The following is a 15791-nucleotide window of genomic DNA, read 5'->3' as shown; positions in this document are numbered from 1 at the left end:
CCGGTTCCCGGTACTTCGCCTACAGCTCTGCGCGCGACGGATCGCCCGATGCAGCTGCCTCGGACGCCACCTGGTCACATCCAGATGTCGTTCTCGTCGTCGCCCAGTCTGCATCCGTGGAAGCAGTGCCAGCAGTCGCAGACGTGCTGGGCGTGCGCGGCCGCGAGCTGGTCGTGCTCGGCGCCCGGGTGTGCACGGAGTGCGGGCCACTCGCCGCTGGCACGCTCGGTGTCCACGGCGGCCTGGACTGCGGTGAGCATCTCGACCACCAGGCCGATGCGGTGGTCGACCAGGTCCGGGTGCTCGGGAAACCAGGGATCACGCGGTGCCAGCACGTGGCGCGGGCCGACGGGCCGGGTACGGCGGGACGGCGCCGGCCTTGGCCGCCCGGGCTGCGGCGAGGGCCGCGCGGTGGGATTCGCGGGAGCGGCGTGCTTGGTCTTCGTGGGCTGCTGCTTCTTCGGCTGCCCTGGCGTCGTTTCCCGGCCCGTGGACGTGTTCGGGTTCCTTCTGCCAGCCGTCGAAGCGCCGGTGGCTCATCATCTGTGCGTGTTCCTCCTCGCGGGCGGCTTCTCGGGCGAGGAGCTGGTCGCGCATCTGCTGGCGCAGTTGCCGGTAGGCGGTGTTGTCAGCGAGGGGGCGGGGCCGGTCGTCGGTGGGAGCGGTCTGGGCCGGGGTTCGCGGGCGGTCGTCGTCGGGGCCGGCCTGGTGGTGACCGACCCGGATGTCGATGGCCCGCACGCTGCCGGGCGGGAGGTGCTTGTCGAGGTCGGCGAGCACCTTCCGGGTGGTCAGGCGGAGTTTGGTGGCCCAGGCCGGGGAGTCGGCGACGACGCGCAGGGTGCGGGTGTCGGCGTTGAAGCCTGCAGGGGCCCAGTGGAGGGCGTTCTCGGTGCCGACGATGGCGGCCCAGCGGTCGCGCAGGGTGCCCCGTGCGGTGCCGAGGTCCCAGCCGTGGGCGCTGGCCATGGCCGGGATGATCGCGCCGAGGCTGGTGGCTTCGCGGGCGGCTCGGCCCTGGCGGGCGATTTCGCCGAGGGTGGGCTGCCTCCCTTTGACGGTGGCGTTTCCGTTCGCTCGGGCGGTGCGGCGGGCGGACTGCAGCACGATTCGGGCGAGGTCGGCTCCGCTGAGTCGCGGCTCCTGTTCGTGCTCCTGCTGGAGGTCGGGGGCCGAGTGGTCGGTGGTGAGGGTGCGGTCGGTCATCGGCCCCGCCCTCCGAGCTGGACGGTCGGGCTGGCCGCCAGGTAGGTGAACCGGCCGACCAGGTCGGCGCCGTAGCGGTCGATGGCGGTGTCGGGGTCGGCCTCCATCAGGGCGGCAGCGGCCTGCGGGTAGAAGCAGGCCTCACCGATGCTGGTCCCGGCCCTCTCGACCACCGGCTCGGCGTTCGGCTGCGGCATGAGGTCGAACAGGGCGGTGAGCTCCCGGAACTCCCGCAGCTCGGCGTTGTCCATCGGGTCGACCTGCGCGGCCGCCTCCCGCCAGAGCTGCTCGTTCAGCACGTGCTGCTCGGCCTCCTCACGCAGGGCGTGCGCGATCAGCGCGTGCGGCCGCTCTGGCCGCCAGAGCAGACCGCCGATGCTGGGGTACTGCGCGGCGACCTCTGCCAGCCAAGCCAGGGCGCGGTCCTCGGACCAGCCCCGGTTGGTCAGGTCGTTGCAGACCCACCGCAACTGGTCGTGGGAGGCCGCGCGGACCCACGGAAGCCGTCGGTACGCGAGACGCGCCAGGCTGTCCCCGGCCGCCATCATCGCTGCCGTGACGACCTGGCCCAGCACGGTGCGACGCCCCTGCCGGGAAGGCCGGGCGGGCTTCGCCGTCCGCTGCTCCCTGGTGATCGACTTCTTGACACGGGCCTCGCCCGTAGCTTTTGAATCACCCATGGAGGAAGAGCTGACGTAGGTGGTGGTACCACCCTCCATTGGGGTGCAACGCGAGGTGCCCGGGGGCTGCCGGGCACGGATGTGACGGGGCGTGCGGCGGGTGCGGCGGACCTTCTTCGCGGCCTTCCTGCCGAGCTCGGCGATGACCGACCGGCCCTCCGTCGAGATACCGGTCATCCGCCGCTCGACGCCCTCGCCCGCAGTCCGGATGCCGAGCGCCTGGTCGTAGCTGACCGGGATCAGGCGCTCGTACTCGCTGGCACGGCAGTCCACCCGGACCTGGCCGGGAATCATCGGCAGCCGGGTGCCGACCGAGCGCCAGGCCAGCAGCCCCGTCGCCCGGAGGATCTCCAGGTGGTATTGCACCGTCCGCCGACTGCACTGCATCGCGCGCATCAGGTGCGCGATGCCCGGCCGGCACGGAGTCAGCTCCGACAGGATCCGCGCCAGCCGCAGCGTCGTCTCGCTGAACTTCGGCCGCCGCGCCGGCGGAACGTACAGGCCGGCACCGTGCACCCAGTGCACGGCCTGCATCCAGCTGTAGCCGTCCAGCACGATCCGCCCGGCCGCCCCGGACAGCATCTGTTGCTCCCGCGGCACCCACACCATCCGGGTCGGGACCACTGCGGCGACGTCGGTCGGCTCCTGGCGCTGGCCGGGAACTCGCGGGGAGGCCGGATTTACACCCGAAAGCCCGTCCACGGCACCCCCGACACTCTCACCCGAATGAGTGATGTCCGTCACAGTCCCGGGATTGCGGGCGGCCGGTCTGACAACCGGTCCGACAACCGGTCCCCGGACGAATCCCATGGCAGACAGGGGGGAGGAGACTCTTCCTCCCTCCCCCCTGGCGTCCGGCGAGCTGAAACCCCTGGTGACGGGCTCCGCGACGGGGACACGACGGGACTGGAACAGGGCTGTGGCCTGCTGCAAAATGGCAGTGCTCCTTCTGTGCACACAAAACGGCAGAGGACCGGCCCGCATCAGCAGGACGGGTGAGCAAGACCCCCGCGAGGGGGTGAGAACCAATCGGCGACCTCCAGGTCTTTCTTCTGGGCGACGTGGGTTGGGTGCGGCCGAGGCCCCTGGAAAGGCCTCGACTGCGAGTACTGCGAAGGCCCTGGAAGGGGCCGGAGTAGTGCGGTACTGCGACCGGTTGGAAAGCCGGTGGTGGTGCAAAACGGCCTCTGCCAGGAGGCCGGTGGTGCGTCCCTCTTCCGAGGGGGTCGTGCGACGTGCATTGGATGTAGTGCCGCTGGTGGTCGGATGGAAAGTCCGTATCCAGCAAGCCCGCTCGACGGTCGGAAAGCCCGAGAGCAGGTAGATCAGGAAGGCCGTCATCCGGGTGGAAGCCCGGGGAGCGGCCGGCGGAGCCGGACCCGTAGGAAGGTCGGGCTCCGCGGACGAGGGCTAGGTCACGGAACACCCCCACCTTCGGGGGCCGCCGTGGCCGGCCACACATACAGAGACGGCACCCCGCCGGAGCGAGACTCGGGAGATCCCGGTCGACTCCACGGCGGGGTGCCGCGTGTATGAGGGGGTGCCACTGCGGGTACCCTCATCACGTCACCACCCTCTGCGTGGTTGACCGGGACGGGCCCCTGGCAGGGGGCGCCGATCCACTTGACCGCCGTCCGGTCCCTCGGGTCCGGACGGCGAAGTGCATTCTGGATCACTGTCGGGCCAAGCCTACCCGCAGGGGCGATGCGGACAGTAGCCGCCAGCTCACCGTGTCGATCTGACGAACCAGTGACCAGACGGCCCGACAGATCAGTGCTCACATCGGCTCCCGGAGGATCCGGAGCGCACCTTCGACCGAGAGACCACCGTCGTCCTTCGCATCCGTCCAGCGTCGAAGCGTCGCGGCAACCGCGCGTATTAGTTCGTCCGGCAGGCCCGCCTCGAGCAGGGTATCGGCGGCCTCCTCCATCTCCGGCGCCCACCGCCAGGCCCGGGACGCCGTCTTGGCGATGTAGGCGGTCTCGACCAGGTAGCTGCCAGCCCGCTTGCCGGCCACGTCCAGCAGCGCCTGGTCGACGCCGTGATGCTCAGCCAGGCCGTAGGACAGTGCAGCGAGCACCCTGCTGGCCTTCTGGTATGTGCTGTAGGAGACCTTCAGTGCCGAAGCCTGCCCGATCTCCTCGCCCAGCACCGGCGTCGACACCGCGGTGCCAGCGAACACCGTCGCCACCAAGGCGGCGGCGTCGGGAGATCCGGAAAGGAACAGCCGCGCGTGCTTGCCGCCGACGGGCGGGGAGCCGATCACGGAGCCGTCGAGCACCGCTCGCGCGCTGCGACCAACGAGGTCGGCGATCCGCTGGGACCGCTCGGGGCTGATCGCGTTGCCCTCGACGAACACCCCGGTGAACCCGATCCCGGCGACCTCGCGGGCGACGTCCTCGGCGGCGGCCGGCGGGCACAGGCTCAGCACGACCGCAGCCCGCTCCAGCACCTCACCCAGTTCGGGCACCGGCTCCAGCCCAGCCTCGGCGGCACGCCGTATGGTCGCCGCGCTGCGCCCGGCCGGGCACCACAGGACCTGGGTTCCGGTCGCTGCCGCGCTGGCCGCGACTGCCGCGCCCATGCTGCCCGGATGCAGTACGGCGAGGACAGGCTGGGCCTCCGTCACCGCGCACCTCCTACATGCGTGAGCGCCTCGACCGCGGTCGAGGCGACGAAGTCCGGCTCCACGCCGCCCGGCCAGTCCCGGCCGTGCGAGATCCAGACGGTGCGCAGCCCGGCCTTCCGGCCGCCAGCGACGTCGAGGTCGGCGTTGTCGCCGATCATCCACCCGCCCTGGAGAAGGTCTCGGCCGACGGAGGCGGCGGCGGTCTCGAAGATCTCGAGCGCCGGTTTCCGGATGCCGATCTCGCCGGAGATGCAGACGGCGTCGACCACGTCGGTGATGCCGGCGGCGGTGAGTTTGGCGTGCTGGATCTTCGCGCCGCCGTTGGTGACGACGACGACCTGGTGGCCGGCCTCCCGTACGGCGGTCAGGGCCTCGATCACGCCGGGGAACGGCGCCACCAGGGCGGCGAGCTCCGGCTCGTACCGCGACCAGAGCCCGCTGGGCGACTCCGGGAGGCCGAGCTCGGCGCACAGGCCCTCGATCACGTCCAGGTCCGCCCGGACCCGCATCGCCTCGAGCATCCGCTGCTCGACCTCCGCGCCCAGACCGTGCCCCGTGCAGTACCTGGACACCCAGGCCGTCACAGCGGCGAGCCTGTCGATCAGCGTGTCGTCGAAGTCCACCAGCACCAGCTCGCCGCGCGGCGTGGTGAGTGCCTGGCGGATCTGCTCGGCGGCGGCCTCCTGTCCGATCTCGTCGGTGCGGATGGTCAGGTCGAAGCTGAAGTCGGGGTTGGCGTCGAGGTCGGCCCGGGTCGCGTCCCACGCGTCCAGCCGTGCCGGAGTGTCCGCGTCGCCCCGGCCGGTCGATCGCGCCTCGGTAACCTCTCGAGGAGACCACAGCAGGACGGTCAGCCACTCGGCCGGGTAGCCGTTGAGCACCGCCCGCACCCCGTCGACCTGCCCCAGGTGCATCACTGGCACGCCGTGCGCAAACGCCTCGTCCAGGCCAGGACGATCCGTCACGTACACGCTGTCGTAGCGGGAGTTCTCGTACACGACCGCGACCGACGCCCGCAGCTCCTCGAGCTGCTCGGGAGTGCCCATCCGGTACCCGGCCGACCGGCCCGGCCCGACCTTCACCCGCGAGAACAGGGAAAATTCCGGGTCGATGTCGCTCAACGCCCTGGTGACCGTGTCCTTCCCGGATGCCGGCGGCCCGTACAGGATCACGCCGCGCATGGGTGCGGTGCTCATGCGTACACCTCCCGGATTGCCTGCCGGGCCTGGTCGGCGAGGCTGATTGCGGCGCCGAGCCGGTTGTCGACGACCAGGTGCGGCACGGCCGGCCGCAGGTCGACATCGATCGTCTGCAGGTACTCGTCCCACCGCCCCAGCTTCCAGGCATCCCGGGCCGCCGAGCGGAAACTGACGTACTCGCGCATCGACTCCGGGTCGCACTGGACCCAGATCGGCGCGACGTCGACGCCGAGCGACGCGCACCGGTTCGTGAGACGCCGCATCCAGCCCTCGTCCGTCATCTCGGCGATGAACGGCGCGGTCAGGACAGTGCTGATCCGGCAGCCGATGTTCGCCCAGGCCGCCTGCATCAGGCAGTCGTACTCAAGGTCACGCACCTGCTCGCGGTACAGATCGGTGTGCCGGTCGTGCGGATCGCCACCCAGCGAGACCAGCAGCCGCTCCACCAACGGCCTGGTCAACGGATCCTTGTCCAGCAACGGCCAGCCCGTCAGCTGAGTGAGGAACCGCGCGAACTCCGTTTTCCCGGAACCGGCATACCCGCCGACCAGGACCACGACCGGGCGGTGCGGGTCGCCCCCGGTGTGCCGGCGCTTCCAGGCGTCCAGGATCCGCTGCTGCACACCCATGTGGTTGGCCTCGTCGCTGCCAGCCGCGATCCGGTGAATCGCCCGCTCAACAGCGAGCACGTGCCCGCCGTTGTGCTCGTTGCTCGCAGGCGTGAGCCGGAAGGTGGTTTCCTCGCCCGGCAGTGCAGCGCGGAACCCGAGCTCGGGGTCGGTCGCCCGGTAGAGCAAGCAATAGGCCCGCCGGTAGTGCGGACCGGGGTAGACCTCGCCCTGCTCATGCTGCCACAGGGTCTGAGGATTGGCGGCCGGAATGCCCTTGAGCCTCGCCTCCTCGGCGACCTCCCGCAGCCTCTCCCCCGCCTTCTCCAACGTCAGCCCGTGCGCCTCCCGCTGCGCACGCAGCAGGTCAGGCCGCCATCCCGCGCGTCCCTTGGCCATGCCCCCACCCTCCAGTGTCACCATGCCCGGCAGCCTAGGGCTGACCAGCGAAAACCCGTGTGTACGCAGATGTGAATACGTATGTACGACGTTGTTGATGGAGCTGATGACGCAGCTGTGATTCCTCGTCAGATCTCCAGCCGCTGTGATGTATCCCATGAGAGACGAGACCTTGGAGCCACCACGGTGGTGTGACCTCTTGTGGTCAGCCGGCCATGCTCAGCGTCAGCAGATGATGCAGAGGCGTGGTGCTGACCGTCACAAAGACCGTGGCCTCCTGTGGATCGCGAGCAATACTCAGGATTCGGAAGGCCGGGGTGCCCTCTGTCATGCCGAGTGCTGCAGCTGCGGCCTGATCCATAGGCTCGGCAGAGATGGTGGTGTCGGTGCGCAGCACGTTCCAGCCGAGCCAGTCTGCGAAACGGACTCCGGCCGGGGGAGACATGCGAGTGGCGCCGACCGGAGCCAGCAGGGGAGGGACCCCTTCGTGACCCTCGGGCTGACGAGACGCCAGCTCGTAGGGCACGATGGTCAACTTGTGCTGAACCGGAACATCGTCTACCGAGCGGACCCGCGTGCGCTCCACGACGTCGGTGTCGGCGATCCCCCATGCAGCCATATGCGGCGGTGCGGGCAGTTGACGGACCAGGGTAGTGGCCTCGCTGGCCTCGCCGCCGGATGTCGGCTTCCAAATCGGCATGCTCAGGTCGGGGGGGCCGAAAGTGCCGAGGTGGGCTTCGGTGGTCGGGCCGGCGGTGACGACAGTGCCGCTACCCGGCTCAGTCCGGACCATGCCTAGAGCCGCCAGCTGGGCGTAGGCCGCAGCAACAGTCTGCTGACTTACGCTGCGCTCTTCCGCCAGCTTGCGCACGGCAGGGAGGCGCGTCCCGTGGCGGTAGCGTCCGGTCGAAATCCCTTCCCGGATCTCGGCCGCGATGGTGCTGGCGTTCAAGGCTCGTCTCCTATCAAGCGGCTGCTGAGCTGACAGGCTATCGCGTCAAGCAATGGACGTCATCATCTTGACGCCCGTCACGACATAATTGAACCATCTTGACACATGAGAGATGGGTCCCTATCTTCGATTGCAACGGGCCGGTTACGGTCCGCGACATTGGTGTCACCCGTCTTCGGGCGGTGGCGGTCACCTCGGTGACTGGGGTTGAGCCCGTAGCTCCCCCACGTCGGACGCCTACATAGCAACGCCGAACGATCTGAGCATCGTGCTGCGCTGCCTGTCCACCAGGACACCAACCGATCGGGTTGGGCCTGGCGGGCGGAGAGAGCAGCACCCGCGCTCCCCCGGACTCCCCTTCTCCCTGCCAGGAGGCCCCGATGCCCGCTCGCACCCGCACCAAGCGCCGCTCCCCGCTCCCCCCGCTGCAGCTCTCGACCCTGCTCCCCAGCCACTACAACCTCCGCCCGGACGAGGCGAACGCCGTGGCCTGCCCCGACTGCCAGACCTGGCAGCGGATCATGGGCGACCAGGGCAAGACCCGCACCATCCGCGACCACTACTCCACCGACCTGTCCGGCGCCGAACTGGACGCCGGCCAGCGCGACACCCGCTGCCCCTCCGCGCGCCGGATCGTCGAGATCGACGTCACGATCGCGCACTGGGCGCGGCAGATCGAGGAGGGAACCACGCAGGTCGCCGCCCGCCGGCCGACCACCCTGCTGCGGAAGGTTCCGACGCCGCAGCCGGTCGCGCTGCACCAGCTCAACCCCGCGCCGCCGACCGCCGACTCGGCCCGCACGAGGTTCGAGGCGCACCGCGCCCGGTGCGCGGACTGCATCGCCTCCAAGGCCTGCCCGACCGGTCTGCGGCTGGAGGGCGAGGCGCGGGTCCTGCGGTACCGGGAGCCGCAGCGCGCCGCGGCGCAGGCCCGCGCCGAGCAGGAGCAGCGCCTCGCCGAGCGCCGCCAGGCCGAGGACCGGCCGGAGCGCCGCCAGGCCGAGTGGTCGGGGGTGCTGCTGCCGGTATTCGTCGCCGACGCCCTGCGCCGCATCCCGCTGCACGGCGCGCGGTCCCCGATCCTCGGCGCGCAGGTGCCGGTCGGGGCCCGGCCGATCGCGAGGACCCGCACCGCGGACGAGGTGCTCGCCGCGAGCCCGCTGCGGACGCAGCGAGGCCGGTCCTCCACGCCGGGGTCGCTCTCCGTCTGACCCACCCGCCAGCACCAGCCGCCACGGCCGCCGCCCACCCCGTCGTGCTCGGGGGGTGGGCGGCGGCCGTGGCTGCTCGTGCAGTCAGATCGCAGGTGACGGCCCTCGGATTGCGCCCCCGGGGGCCGTCGTCGGTCGCGCACCACCAACCCGTAGAAGACGAGAGGAACACGACCGTGACGACCATTCTGGCATTCCCCGTCGACTCCACGCCGGTCACCGCCGGCACCCTCGACGACCTCTACACCCGCTACGCGTGCCGGCTCCTCGCGGCCGCGGGCGAGCGTCTCGCCGAGCTCGGCCCGGCCGCGGTCGAGCTGGACGAGGACGCCGTCCAGGACGTGTGGCTCCACGTCGCCGAGCACGGCCTGCCCGACCACCTCCGCGGCCTGGACGCGCTCCTCGCCGTCCTCGACCGCGTCGTGGCCCGGATCCGCGACCGGCGCCGCGAGCTCCCCGCCGGCCTCGCCCACCCCGCCCGCCGGACCGCCGCCCCGGTCGACCTCGACGTCCTCGCCGACACCATCGACGTGACGCCGACCCCGGCCCGCCCCCTCCACCCCGGCACCACGAGCTGCGCGTTCGACGGGCCCCTGCGCACCCTGCCCCTGGCGGGCTGACCCATGGCCGACACGCTCCTCGAGCTCCTCATCGCGAAGGCGGCCAGCAAGGCGGCCGCGCAGGCCGCGAAGGCCGGCGCCGCCGCGCTCAAGAAGGCCACCGGAGGCGCCAAGTGACGATCGCCGACCCCCTCCCCGCCCACCCCCACGGGCGATGCCCGGTGATTTGTGAGACCAGCTCCGCGCTGGCCGACGACCTCGGCCTCGCCGCCGTCAACGCCGAAGCCGGAGCAGCCGCCAGCCGGACGGCCGCCGCCGACCCGACCGCACCGCCCGCAGCGCGGTCGCGGGCGAAGGCCGCCGCCGCACTGCGGGCCGACGAGGCCGCCGGACTGCGGGCCGATGCCGCCGCGATCCGGGACGGCGCCGACCCCGCTTCGCTCGGCTACGCGGTCGCCGAGGTTCCGGGCACCGGCCAGTAGCTCCTCCCCCGACCACGCCACTGACCGCACTGCTTCTGCGAGCTCGCCCGTCGTCTCCGCCCCTCGACCCGGGTGCGGAGACGGCGGGGGGACGGCAGAAGCCGCCCGCCACATGCCGACAGCCCCGGGAGGGCAATCCCGGGGCCGTCATCGTCGCCTTGTAGGAGGCAACGCCTTGCTGAACAACATCATTGCACGACCCGCCGGCGCCGACGGAGACAGCGACCCGAACATGGACGAGGCCCTGCGCCGCGCCCGCCAGGGCGGAGGCAAGCGGTGAACACCACCGACCTCGCGCTCTGCCGCAGCTACATCGGCGGCGGCACCCCGGTCCCGCCGCCGCCCGCCAAGCCGAAGGGCAGCCGGCGATGATGACCACCTTCGGTACCGGCAGCGCGCCCGGCCTCACCGGCCAGGTCCCGATGCTCCCCGCGCCGCGCCCGGGCCTGTACCTGGCGAACCGGCCCGGCGGGATCACCGCCCACCTCACCGCCGACCGGGACACCGTGCAGACCGTGCGTGCCCTGGCCCTGACCGTCCTGATCGCCCACGGCGTCGACCTGGAGACCGCGGAGGCCGCCCGGCTGGTCCTGTCCGAGCTGATCGGCAACGCGGTCCGGGCCTGCGGCGAGCACGTCCCGCTCGTCGTCGAGGTCCACCGCTCCCGGGCGGCCGACGCGGTCGTCACGGTCCACGACCCGCTCGCCGACGCCGCCCCGCGCCGCACCGGCCACGCCCCGGACGACGACGAGGCGGAGTCCGGCCGCGGCCTGCTCCTCCTCGACATCCTCTCCCCCGGCTGGACCGTCCAGCCCTCCGCGATCGGCAAGAGCATCCGCTCCCGCATCCCGGCCGCCGGCTGACCAACACCCCCTCCCGCGCCCGCCGCACACCCGGACCCCGCAGGTCCCGGTGTGCGGCGGGCGCGCCCTCGACGCTCCCGGCCGGAGGCCATCCATGAAGCACTACGCCCGCACCTCCTCCCCCGCCCGCCGCGCCCACTACGAGGCCGCCACGTACCGGCGCTGGGTCGCCCGCCAGATCGGCCCGCGCCGCGTCGGCGGGCTCTACCGCGCCACCCGCTTCGACCCCGTCTACGAGGTCCTGGCCGTCGACCCGGGCCCGCGTACCGAGTGGCCGATCTGGCAGATCACCGTACGCACCCTCGGCGAGAGCCGGATCCGCACGCACTGCGCCGCGTGGGAGGGCGAGGTCGTCGCCGAGCCCGGCGAGCAGGCCCTGACCGCCTGGGCCGACCGCACGCTGGCCCAGCCCGCCGCCGACGGCGCGCTCCTGGAGCAGCGGCACGTCCTGGACGAGGCCGCCCACCCCGACTAGGTCGACGCGTTCCGGCGCCTCGCCGCCCGGGTCTGACCGTCGGCGGTTGCTGTCGTTTGCCGCCGCTCCCCGCCCCGGACCACCGGGTGCGGGGCGCGGCGGTGTTCGACGGTGCCCGACGAACAGGAGCACCGGCAGGCCGGGGTCGTCCCGGCCGCGACGAGGAGGCAGAACATGGCGCAGCAGGAGATCCGCAACTCGGCTGAGGTCGCGACTGTGGCCGGGGCCGTGGTTCAGATCGGCACGGCGACGGGCCCGATCAACGTCGGCAACGGGCCGCAGTACAACAGCACCAGCACCGGCCGCAGTGTGCATTTCCACGGCGACGGTGGCACCTACAGCGAGAGCACCGTCACCAGCATCCCGCTCGATCTGGTCTGACACGCCGCCACCGCACCGCACATCGCCGCCCCGCCCCGGACCTCCCGGGCGCGGGGCGGCGCCGTCCGGCGCGGTGCGGCGGCCCGGCCCCCGGACCTCGGGGAGCCGGGCCGCCCGCGCGCCCCGCTCGACACCCGCTGACCACCACACTTCGGCCCCCTTTTCGAGGAGAACCCGATGGACCAGAACACCGGCACCGCCTCCGCCCAGGTGCCCGTCGGCGCCGCGCCGTCGCAGGGCACCCACCACGGCACCCACCACTACGTGATGACGCTCCAGAAGCCGCTGCCCAACGGCGGCTACGCCGTCCGCTCCCTCTCGGGCACGTGCACGCCGGGCGCCGGGGCGAGCCGCTACGACCTCTACCTGTGGGTGATGGCGGAGATGGTCCGCGCCGCCCCGCAGCTCGCCGGCTCGAACGTCATGTTCTTCGACGTCCAGCCCAACCGGATCTGACCGCCGACGGTTGCTGTCGTTCGCCACCGCACCCCGCCCCCGCACCACCGGGGTGCGGGGCGCGGCGGCGTTCGACGGTGCCCGACGCCGCCCCGCCACGACCACGAGGAGGACCACGTGTTCCGTCTGATCCGCACCACCAGCCTGGCCGCCACCCGGCGTCGTCTGCTCGACGTCGAGGGCGAGCTGGAGGCCGCCGCCGCCTTCCTCGCCGCGCAGGCCGCCGGCTGGGAGCCGCTGCAGCCGCCCGTCGACGGCGACCTGGCCGCCGTCCTGCGCCACGTCGACACCGGCGTGCGCGGCGAGGCCGAGATCCACGCGGCCGACTTTGCCGAGCAGCACCTCGACCCCGAGAACACGCTCGGGCTGGCCATGCCGGAGCGGTGGACCGGCTACCCGGACGGCAGCGCCGTCCACTGCCTGGGCGCCGGCTACTGGCTGCACCACCACCCCGGCCACCGCGCGGCCGGCACCCTGCGCGCCACCCGCTACCCGGGCTACGCGCTGATCGTCCTGCTGCACAGCGGCTACCCGCAGGCCGAGCCGGTGACAAGCCTGGCCGCTCTGCTGGAGCTGCTCGGCGGCGACCGCATCCGCGACACCGGCAGCCGCTACGACAGCGACCTGCTGGTGGACCGCATGCGGTACCAGGCCAACACCCACGCCGCCGAGCGCCTGGCCGTTCCGGCCGGGACCGACACCACCACCACGAAGAAGTAAGGGAGGGGCAGTGAGCGACAGCGTGTACGTGAAGGAGCAGCGGCCGGCGGCGGCCGTGCGGATCGTGCTGGCCGGGTGGGAGATCGCGCTCCTGGTCCTGGTCCTGCTGCTGGGCGTGGCGATGGCCGGGATCGGCCTGGTCTCCTCCTACGCGGCCGTGGCCAAGGCCGCGGCCGACCACTGGGGCTGGGGCGAGCACGCCTGGATGCTCCCGGTCGCGGTCGACGTGTCGATCATCGGGTTCGGCCTAGGGCACCTGTTCCTGATCCGGTTCGAGCGCAAGGCGGCGTGGGTGCGGCTGCTGCCGGTCCTGCTGACCGCGCTGACGATCTGGCTGAACTGGAACACCGGCAACAACACCGGCGGCAAGGTCTCCCACGCCGGGGTCGTCATCGTCTGGGTCGGTTTCACCGAGTACGTCGCCCACCTCTACTCCGCGCACATCGCCAAGCTCAAGGGCATCACACGCGACGAGGTCCCTCCGTCGCGCTGGTTCCTCAGCCCCTACAGCACGGCGGTGATCGCCCGGCAGATGCGCCTGTGGGACCTGACCTACAGCCGGGCCCTGGAGCTCGCCCGGCAGCGCCGGGTGTACCAGCAGCGCCTCACGCAGCGTCACGGAAAGGGGTGGCGTTGGAAGGCCGACGCCGACGAGCGGATGCCCCTACGGATGGTCGCCTGGGGGATGACGGTCGAGGAGGCACTGAGCCAGCCCGGCCGGGACGCCGCAGCCGACGCCCTACGGGCCCACGAGGCCGGGGTACGGACGCGGGAGCTGGCCCTACGGGTCGCGGAGGAGGAGGCTACGGAAGCCCTCGCCGCCGTCGAGCGCCAAGCCGCGATCGCCGCCGCCACCTCCCGCGCCGAGGCCGCCCGCCTCCTCGCCGAGGCGGAGCGCACCCGGGCCGAGGAGGAAGCGCGTACGGCCGCCGACGCGGTGGTACGGAAGCACGCGCTGGAGGTACAGCTCCAGCAGGCGAAGGCCGACGCCGAGGCCGACGTGCTGCGCGCCGAGGCCGCCGCCGAGGCCGCGAAGGCCACCGCCCAGGCGGAGGCCGACGCGGCCGAGATCCGCACCCGCACCGAAGAGGCGCAGCTCAAGGCGCGGATCGGGCGGCAGAAGCTGGAGCACGAGGCGGCCGAGCAGGCCCACCAGGCGCAGGAGCGGGCGACCCGTCGCCAGGCCGAGGCGGTCGCGGAGCAGGCCCGGCTCCAGGCCGAGGCCGACACCGAGCAGGCCCGCCTCGCCGAGGCGAAGGCGCAGGCCGAGGAGGCCGCCGCCGAGGCCGCCCGTAAGGCGGCCGTAGCCCGGCGGGACGCGGCCGTAGCCCTGGAGACCGAGTCCGTGACCCTGGCCAACGCGAAGGCCACCGAGGCCGAGGGGGAGCGCCGCGCGGCCGAGGACAGGCGCCGCGCCGCACTCGCCGAGGCCGAGGCCGCCGAGCTCAAGCGGTCGATGGCCGTAGCCCTGGAGGCGGCGGCCGTGGCCCACGCGTCCGCGACCCGTAGCCCGGCCGAGCGCCAGGCGCTGGAGATCGCCGACCTCATCGAGCAGTTCGGCGAGGAGGTCGTCACGCTCAGCTACATCGAGGAGTCGTTCGGCGTCACCGGCGGCACCCGTCAGGACCGCCGTAACCGGGCCCGTCAGATCGTCGCCGAGCGCCGTACCCAGGCCGCCGCCGGCCGTGAGGACTACTCCGACGCGGCGTGACCCACGCCGCGCCGGGCCGGCAGCCCGCCCGGGCGCTCCACCGACAACCCGTCCCCGGGCTCGACCGCTGAACCTCGCCCCCGGCCTGCCGGGGGCGTTGCTACCGCCCCCCGTCCGGGCCTCCAACCACCTGACCCGCCCCCCGCAGGGCGAACGGCACATCACAGCACCATCCGCGTCCGGCTGCCCGTAGCCGCCCCCGACCACCCCACGCGGGTGGGTGCGGAGGCGGCCACGGCCGTCCGGCCGACACGTACCGACCCGGCCTCCCCGGCCGGAACCCGCCCCACGAAGGAGCCCCGTTGAGCCTCACCGCCTACCTGATCGGCCTGGTCCTGGCCCTGCTGGCCATCGCCGCGACCATCGCCACCCCCTTCCTGGTGGTCCACGCCCGCACCGAGCACGACCACGGCCCCGACTGCTGGTGGTGCCACCCCCGGCTGCGCCGCCGCTGACCCCCGCCCGTCCGCGTCCGGCTGTTCGTAGCCGTCCCCGACCACCTCGAACCGGGTGGGTGCGGGGGCGGTCACGGCCGTCCGGCCGACATAGCGGCCCGGCCGTCCGGCCGTCCCGTTCACCACCGCATCGCGTTTCCCCAGCTCAGAGGAGGAATGTCCCCATGACCGAGCAGTCGGTCTACAACGACCCCGCCTACGACATCACGTCCGTACCGTCTTGGAAGACGCCGCCGCTGCACGGCGCCTACGCCCCGGGCGCCCGCCTGTCCCCTCGCGCGAAGGCCGGCCTGGCCAGCGGCGCGATCGTGCTGGTCGCGACCGGCATGGTCTCGTGGTCCCACTACGCTTCGGCGTCCGCCGAGGCCGATGTCCGCAAGGCGCAGATCGCCCTGGACGCCTCCCGCGTCGACCTGGAGCGGCAGAAGCAGGACGCCTCGCTGGCGGCCGAGATGGCGAAGACCGGCGGGGTGGAGAGCGACGCGCAGCGGGCCCGCCGGGAGGCGGTCCAGGCGTGCGTGGCGAAGGCCGGCGGCGCGTACAACGCGATCGCCGACTGCGGGAAGGCGTTCCCGATGGCGACCTCGCCGGGCATGGTCAACACCGCCTCCGCCGCCGCCTCCGAGGGTGACAAGGACAGCCCGGTGCCGATGGCCGGCCTGGCCGTCCTGGGCGCCGTCGTGGCCGTCACCGGCTACGGCTGGGCGAAGAAGCGCCTCTTCCAGTAGTGACAACCCGTGACCTCCCTCCCCCCTCCCTCCCTGTCGAGAACGTCCCCACGGAACTCCTCCTGGCCGGTCAGAG

18 protein-coding genes are annotated in these 15791 nt (G+C 72.6%); 11 read left to right on the top strand and 7 right to left on the bottom strand.

Features of this window, described 5'->3' with window-relative positions; all coding sequences use genetic code 11:
* Positions 1 to 74 precede the first annotated feature (74 nt).
* The 7 genes from PUR61_RS03280 to PUR61_RS03250 all read right to left on the bottom strand — a co-directional run bounded on the left by PUR61_RS03280 (position 75) and on the right by PUR61_RS03250 (position 7673).
* A complete protein-coding gene (locus PUR61_RS03280) occupies positions 75 to 335 on the bottom strand; it encodes a hypothetical protein (protein ID WP_329875399.1) in 261 nt (86 codons plus the stop codon).
* Positions 319 to 1206, bottom strand: coding sequence for a DciA family protein (locus PUR61_RS03275; RefSeq protein WP_329875397.1), 888 nt, complete (start codon positions 1204 to 1206; stop codon positions 319 to 321). The genes PUR61_RS03280 and PUR61_RS03275 overlap by 17 nt, the downstream gene beginning before the upstream one ends.
* Positions 1203 to 2468, bottom strand: coding sequence for a hypothetical protein (locus PUR61_RS03270; RefSeq protein ID WP_329875395.1), 1266 nt, complete (start codon positions 2466 to 2468; stop codon positions 1203 to 1205). Before PUR61_RS03270 ends, PUR61_RS03275 begins: the two co-directional genes overlap by 4 nt.
* A gap of 1195 nt (positions 2469 to 3663) precedes the next feature.
* Entirely contained in the window at positions 3664 to 4515 is an 852-nt protein-coding gene (locus tag PUR61_RS03265; RefSeq protein WP_329875393.1) for an NAD(P)-dependent oxidoreductase, read from the bottom strand.
* Positions 4512 to 5711 carry an HAD family hydrolase gene (locus tag PUR61_RS03260; protein WP_329875391.1) on the bottom strand — a complete coding sequence of 400 codons (1200 nt, stop codon included), beginning with the start codon at positions 5709 to 5711 and terminating at the stop codon, positions 4512 to 4514. The genes PUR61_RS03265 and PUR61_RS03260 overlap by 4 nt, the downstream gene beginning before the upstream one ends.
* On the bottom strand, positions 5708 to 6721 hold the full coding sequence (locus PUR61_RS03255) for an AAA family ATPase (RefSeq protein ID WP_443035112.1): 1014 nt from the start codon (positions 6719 to 6721) through the stop codon (positions 5708 to 5710). Before PUR61_RS03255 ends, PUR61_RS03260 begins: the two co-directional genes overlap by 4 nt.
* A 205-nt stretch (positions 6722 to 6926) precedes the next feature.
* Positions 6927 to 7673 carry a GntR family transcriptional regulator gene (locus tag PUR61_RS03250; protein WP_329875387.1) on the bottom strand — a complete coding sequence of 249 codons (747 nt, stop codon included), beginning with the start codon at positions 7671 to 7673 and terminating at the stop codon, positions 6927 to 6929.
* Between the two features lie 380 nt (positions 7674 to 8053).
* On the opposite strand from PUR61_RS03250, the gene PUR61_RS03245 reads away from it, so the two are divergent.
* From PUR61_RS03245 to PUR61_RS03195, 11 genes are all read left to right on the top strand, one after another.
* Positions 8054 to 8884, top strand: coding sequence for a hypothetical protein (locus PUR61_RS03245; RefSeq protein ID WP_329875385.1), 831 nt, complete (start codon positions 8054 to 8056; stop codon positions 8882 to 8884).
* A gap of 176 nt (positions 8885 to 9060) precedes the next feature.
* A complete protein-coding gene (locus PUR61_RS03240; protein WP_329875383.1) occupies positions 9061 to 9504 on the top strand; it encodes a hypothetical protein in 444 nt (147 codons plus the stop codon).
* Positions 9505 to 9665: 161 nt separating this feature from the next.
* On the top strand, positions 9666 to 9926 hold the full coding sequence (locus tag PUR61_RS03235; protein ID WP_329875381.1) for a hypothetical protein: 261 nt from the start codon (positions 9666 to 9668) through the stop codon (positions 9924 to 9926).
* A gap of 368 nt (positions 9927 to 10294) precedes the next feature.
* Positions 10295 to 10789 carry an ATP-binding protein gene (locus PUR61_RS03230; RefSeq protein WP_329875379.1) on the top strand — a complete coding sequence of 165 codons (495 nt, stop codon included), beginning with the start codon at positions 10295 to 10297 and terminating at the stop codon, positions 10787 to 10789.
* Positions 10790 to 10883: 94 nt separating this feature from the next.
* Positions 10884 to 11264 (top strand): hypothetical protein, encoded by a 381-nt coding sequence (locus PUR61_RS03225; protein WP_329875377.1) that lies wholly within the window; start codon positions 10884 to 10886, stop codon positions 11262 to 11264.
* A gap of 174 nt (positions 11265 to 11438) precedes the next feature.
* Complete coding sequence (locus tag PUR61_RS03220) at positions 11439 to 11645, top strand: hypothetical protein (protein ID WP_329875375.1); 207 nt, start codon at positions 11439 to 11441, stop codon at positions 11643 to 11645.
* Between the two features lie 177 nt (positions 11646 to 11822).
* Positions 11823 to 12101, top strand: a complete 279-nt coding sequence (locus PUR61_RS03215) for a hypothetical protein (RefSeq protein WP_329875374.1) — start codon at positions 11823 to 11825, stop codon at positions 12099 to 12101.
* A 117-nt stretch (positions 12102 to 12218) separates the two neighbouring features.
* A complete protein-coding gene (locus PUR61_RS03210; RefSeq protein WP_329875372.1) occupies positions 12219 to 12821 on the top strand; it encodes a hypothetical protein in 603 nt (200 codons plus the stop codon).
* A 10-nt stretch (positions 12822 to 12831) separates the two neighbouring features.
* On the top strand, positions 12832 to 14532 hold the full coding sequence (locus PUR61_RS03205; RefSeq protein WP_329875370.1) for a DUF2637 domain-containing protein: 1701 nt from the start codon (positions 12832 to 12834) through the stop codon (positions 14530 to 14532).
* A 302-nt stretch (positions 14533 to 14834) separates the two neighbouring features.
* Positions 14835 to 14987 carry a hypothetical protein gene (locus PUR61_RS03200; protein ID WP_329875368.1) on the top strand — a complete coding sequence of 51 codons (153 nt, stop codon included), beginning with the start codon at positions 14835 to 14837 and terminating at the stop codon, positions 14985 to 14987.
* A gap of 164 nt (positions 14988 to 15151) precedes the next feature.
* The gene (locus PUR61_RS03195; protein ID WP_329875366.1) at positions 15152 to 15715 is read left to right on the top strand and encodes a hypothetical protein; all 564 of its coding nucleotides are present in this window, start codon (positions 15152 to 15154) and stop codon (positions 15713 to 15715) included.
* Positions 15716 to 15791: the final 76 nt, after the last annotated feature.

The sequence above is a fragment of the Streptomyces sp. BE20 genome (assembly GCF_036322525.1).
Classification (GTDB): domain Bacteria; phylum Actinomycetota; class Actinomycetes; order Streptomycetales; family Streptomycetaceae; genus Kitasatospora.
The sequence above is the reverse complement of the archived record's forward strand: the minus strand, read 5'-3'. Positions and strand labels throughout refer to the sequence as shown.

Coding starts and splice junctions, on each gene's coding strand:
- PUR61_RS03275 (WP_329875397.1), bottom strand. CDS start 1,206: ATGACCGACCGCACCCTCACCACCGACCACTCGGCCCCCGACCTCCAG.
- PUR61_RS03270 (WP_329875395.1), bottom strand. CDS start 2,468: ATGCTGTCCGGGGCGGCCGGGCGGATCGTGCTGGACGGCTACAGCTGG.
- PUR61_RS03260 (WP_329875391.1), bottom strand. CDS start 5,711: ATGAGCACCGCACCCATGCGCGGCGTGATCCTGTACGGGCCGCCGGCA.
- PUR61_RS03255 (WP_443035112.1), bottom strand. CDS start 6,721: ATGGCCAAGGGACGCGCGGGATGGCGGCCTGACCTGCTGCGTGCGCAG.
- PUR61_RS03245 (WP_329875385.1), top strand. CDS start 8,054: ATGCCCGCTCGCACCCGCACCAAGCGCCGCTCCCCGCTCCCCCCGCTG.
- PUR61_RS03230 (WP_329875379.1), top strand. CDS start 10,295: ATGATGACCACCTTCGGTACCGGCAGCGCGCCCGGCCTCACCGGCCAG.
- PUR61_RS03225 (WP_329875377.1), top strand. CDS start 10,884: ATGAAGCACTACGCCCGCACCTCCTCCCCCGCCCGCCGCGCCCACTAC.
- PUR61_RS03220 (WP_329875375.1), top strand. CDS start 11,439: ATGGCGCAGCAGGAGATCCGCAACTCGGCTGAGGTCGCGACTGTGGCC.
- PUR61_RS03215 (WP_329875374.1), top strand. CDS start 11,823: ATGGACCAGAACACCGGCACCGCCTCCGCCCAGGTGCCCGTCGGCGCC.
- PUR61_RS03195 (WP_329875366.1), top strand. CDS start 15,152: ATGACCGAGCAGTCGGTCTACAACGACCCCGCCTACGACATCACGTCC.